The sequence below is a fragment of the Treponema sp. UBA753 genome (assembly GCF_002297325.1).
Classification (GTDB): Bacteria; Spirochaetota; Spirochaetia; order Treponematales; family Treponemataceae; genus Treponema_D.
The window spans coordinates 1-3,381 of the sequence record NZ_DBKJ01000094.1 but is presented as its reverse complement, the minus strand read 5'-3'; the positions used below and the strand labels follow the sequence as shown (position 1 = coordinate 3,381).

At 37.3% G+C, this 3,381-nt stretch carries 3 protein-coding genes and 1 pseudogene; 3 read left to right on the top strand and 1 reads right to left on the bottom strand.

The annotated features are described in order from the left end of the window. The first annotated feature begins 94 nt into the window (after window positions 1-94). Genes B4C08_RS08065 through rfbD form a run of 3 tightly spaced genes read left to right on the top strand, consistent with a single transcriptional unit; the run spans window position 95 to window position 2,957 of the window. A complete protein-coding gene (locus tag B4C08_RS08065; RefSeq protein WP_296664315.1) occupies window positions 95-850 on the top strand; it encodes a DUF6675 family protein in 756 nt (251 codons plus the stop codon). 4 nt (window positions 851-854) lie between these two features. After that, window positions 855-1,970 (top strand): mannose-1-phosphate guanylyltransferase, encoded by a 1,116-nt coding sequence (locus tag B4C08_RS08060; protein WP_296664314.1) that lies wholly within the window; start codon window positions 855-857, stop codon window positions 1,968-1,970. A gap of 27 nt (window positions 1,971-1,997) precedes the next feature. Next, complete coding sequence (gene rfbD, locus B4C08_RS08055) at window positions 1,998-2,957, top strand: dTDP-4-dehydrorhamnose reductase (RefSeq protein ID WP_296664313.1); 960 nt, start codon at window positions 1,998-2,000, stop codon at window positions 2,955-2,957. A 110-nt stretch (window positions 2,958-3,067) separates the two neighbouring features. Here rfbD and B4C08_RS08050 read toward each other — a convergent pair. After that, window positions 3,068-3,381: pseudogene (locus tag B4C08_RS08050) on the bottom strand (GDP-L-fucose synthase); the annotation flags it as partial.

Below are 3,381 nucleotides of genomic sequence, written 5' to 3'. Positions count from 1 at the left end.
ATTAGCGCAAGTCTTCTACAATTCCTTATGTAACCTTGCAAGTTTGATTTTTATTTACTATAATAACTAGTCTTTATTTTTATAGGGGAAAACATTGAAATCTATTTTTAAGAATATTTTTGCTTTTGCTTTATTTTCTGCTGCTTTTGCCGGCGTTTTTTCAGAATCGCCTTATAATAAAAATTTGTCAGCTGAAGATATTGAGTCTTTGAACAACGGAAAAACTATAATTAAAAACACAGGCTCATACAAGAAGATGTGCATGAAAGGTGAAAATCCGGGCTTGAAAAAAGCTATGGAAACCGTCAGCAACCTTAAGCCTGCTTATTTTGCCGAAGTCATAAAAGAATATCCTTATGAAGGCAATGAGAATCTTCTTGAAAATTTTTCTTCGCTTGTGATGGACATTCCGTCTTATGCTGGAATTCCTTATTATTCAGAGCGAGCAGAAGAATGGTATGACTTGTATACTTCCGCGGAAATAAAATCAACGCAAGAAGATGAAAACATTCAGATTGTAAATGCTGATTTTGAAATGAAACCTTTTGGTCTTGTTCCAATGAAAATCACTTCTGAAAGAAACGACGGATATTATTACTATGAGTCAACAAATCTTTCAACAATGCGCTACTACGACAAATTCAATTGCGTTAGCCCGGGAAATATGAAGTCGATAATTGTGATTTTCAAATCGGAAGATAAATGGATTCTTTACGGAATCGGAGCGGTAAAAGCTCCAAGCGTTTTTTTTCTTAGAGACCGTGTTGATACATCTTTTATGAACAGAATAAAAACTTTCTGCGCCTATTTCTTTGCAAAAATGGAAAAGCAGAAAATGCAGGAGCAATAACAAAATGAAAGATTCGAATTTTACTGATGTTGTGATTCTTGCCGGCGGATTTGGCGAAAGACTTTGGCCTGCTTCAACTCCGGAATTTCCAAAACAGTTTATGGCTTTTGCAGACGGAATTTCTTTTTTGCAGAACGCAGTTATAAGAGCGTTGGCTGTTGAGCCTTCTGGAAAAATTCTGATTATTTCACGTCCTGAAATTTGCGCAGAGCTTACAAAACAAGTTGAAGCATTAAAAGAAAAAGTTTCCGAGCAGCAGAAAAAGAAAATAGAAGACGATTTGTATGTAATTGCAGAACCTTGCTCAAGGCACACTTGCCCTCCTCTTTTGCTTGCCTGCAAATTTCTTGAGCTTGCGGAAAAAAAAGAGCATTTGATTTTGGTTTTGACAAGCGACCAAGTTATTTCACCTTTGGAAAATTTTGTTTCGGACTGCAAGAAAGCTGCGGATTTTGCGCATCAGGGAAAATTCGTGTGCTTTGCGATTCCGCCTTACGAGCCTTCAACTGGGTTTGGCTATATAAACATGGGAGAGTCTTTGGACTCTGAAGATTCAGTTTTAAAGATTGCAAGCTTCAAGGAAAAGCCTGACTTGGAAACTGCAAAGGTTTATCTTGCAAGCGGAAAATATGCCTGGAACAGCGGAATGTTTGGATTTTCAAATTTGCTTTTTGAATCTGAAATTAAAAAGTACGAAAGCGAAATGTATGAAACTTTTAAAATTTTTGACACTGCTGAATTTCCAAAAATAAAACTTTTAAATTCGATAAAATATATAGAAAACTGGCAGCCTCTTAATGAAGCCTACAGTTCTGTAAAATCAATTGCAGTTGATAATGCAGTTGCCGAACGGACTCAGAATGCGGTTTGTGTAAAAGCTTCTTTTAGCTGGGATGATGTTGGAAGCTGGGATTCATTTGAAAAATATTTTGAGCAAGGTGAAGAAGAATTTATTTCAGTTGAAAGCGGCGGAAACTTTGTCTATTCCGATATGCCGGTTGCCCTTTGCGGAGTGCAGGATTTGATTGTTGTTGTGAAAAATGGTAAAATCCTTATTATGAAAAAAGGCGCGAGTTCTTCTGTTAGAGACGTTGTAAAAAAATTCAAGGAAAAACAGTAAAAGCGTTTTATTACTTTGGAGCAAAAAATGGTTTGGCTTATCGGTTGCAAAGGAATGCTTGGAAGTGAAATTGCTAAGCAGCTTACAGAAAATAAAATTGACTGGATCGGAAGCGACAGAGATGTTGACATAACAAATCCTGCAGAGCTTTCAAAATTTGCTCATAATCATGGAACGGCCGCCGGAAGAACTGGAATTTCTGTTGCCCGAGGAACTGTTCCAGAAAAAATAACTTGGGTAATAAACTGCGCCGCCTACACTGCCGTAGACAAGGCTGAAGAAGATTCTGAGCTTGCAGAAAAACTTAATGCTGAAGGTCCTAAAAATATTGCAAGGATTACACGTGAGCTTGGCGCAAAACTGATTCACATTTCAACAGATTATGTTTTTGACGGAACGGGAAATTTTCCATATACAGAAGATATGCTGAAATGCCCGGATTCAGTTTATGGAAGGACAAAAGCGGCAGGCGAAGATTTTGTGGAAAAAGAAATGACCCAGTACTATATTTTGCGTACTGCATGGCTTTACGGATTCGATGGAAAAAATTTTGTCTACACAATGACAAAAGCGATGAATTCAAAAGATGAAGTCAGTGTTGTTTGCGATCAAAAAGGAACTCCGACTTGCGCTGTGGACTTGGCTTCTGCAATTTTAAAAATTATATCCACATCAGAAAAAGCAAAAAGCCTGTTTGGAAAAAAATCAGCTCTGCCTTATGGAGTTTATCATTTTACAAATTTAGGTGAAACGACTTGGTTCGATTTTACAAAAAAAATATATGAACTTGGAAAAAAGTACGGCAGAATCACAAAGGACTGCGCTATAAATTCCTGCACAACCGAAGAATATCCATGCTCCGCAAAACGCCCGGCATATTCAGTTTTAAGCAAAGATAAAATTCAAACATTGCTGAAATTTAAAATTCCTGAATGGCAAGAAAGCCTAGAAAAATTTATAAAGAATGACAGATTTTTAATAAAGTAAATGACAACTAAAAATTAGGCAAATTTTTTCTTGATGTTAAAATAAAAAAGGTTTCAGTAAAAAAAACATTACCGAAGCCTTTTACTTTTATTTTGCTAAAAAAATGATGTTTACTTCCTCACCTTCCCATGCAGAAAGTCGTCATAACTGATTTCAATTCCCTTGCGGACATCGACTTTTGCCTTCCAGCCTAGGTTGTTCAGGCGGGTTACATCGCAGAGTTTCCTTGGAGTTCCGTTCGGCTTTGAGGAATCCCACTCAATCCGGCAGGTTCTTCCATTCTTCGCGACATCTGAATAAACGACTTCACGTATTGTTTCGGCAAGTTCCTTGATTGTCAGCTCCTTTCCGGTTCCAACATTCACAAAGTCGCCGGTCGGAGTGCGCAAATCTTCTGCATTTTTGTTTTCCATAAGGTAGACAA

What these genes read in the sequence shown, in the direction of transcription:
- B4C08_RS08060 (WP_296664314.1), top strand. Translation starts at nt 855, where the DNA reads ATGAAAGATTCGAATTTTACTGATGTTGTGATTCTTGCCGGCGGATTT.
- rfbD (WP_296664313.1), top strand. Translation starts at nt 1,998, where the DNA reads ATGGTTTGGCTTATCGGTTGCAAAGGAATGCTTGGAAGTGAAATTGCT.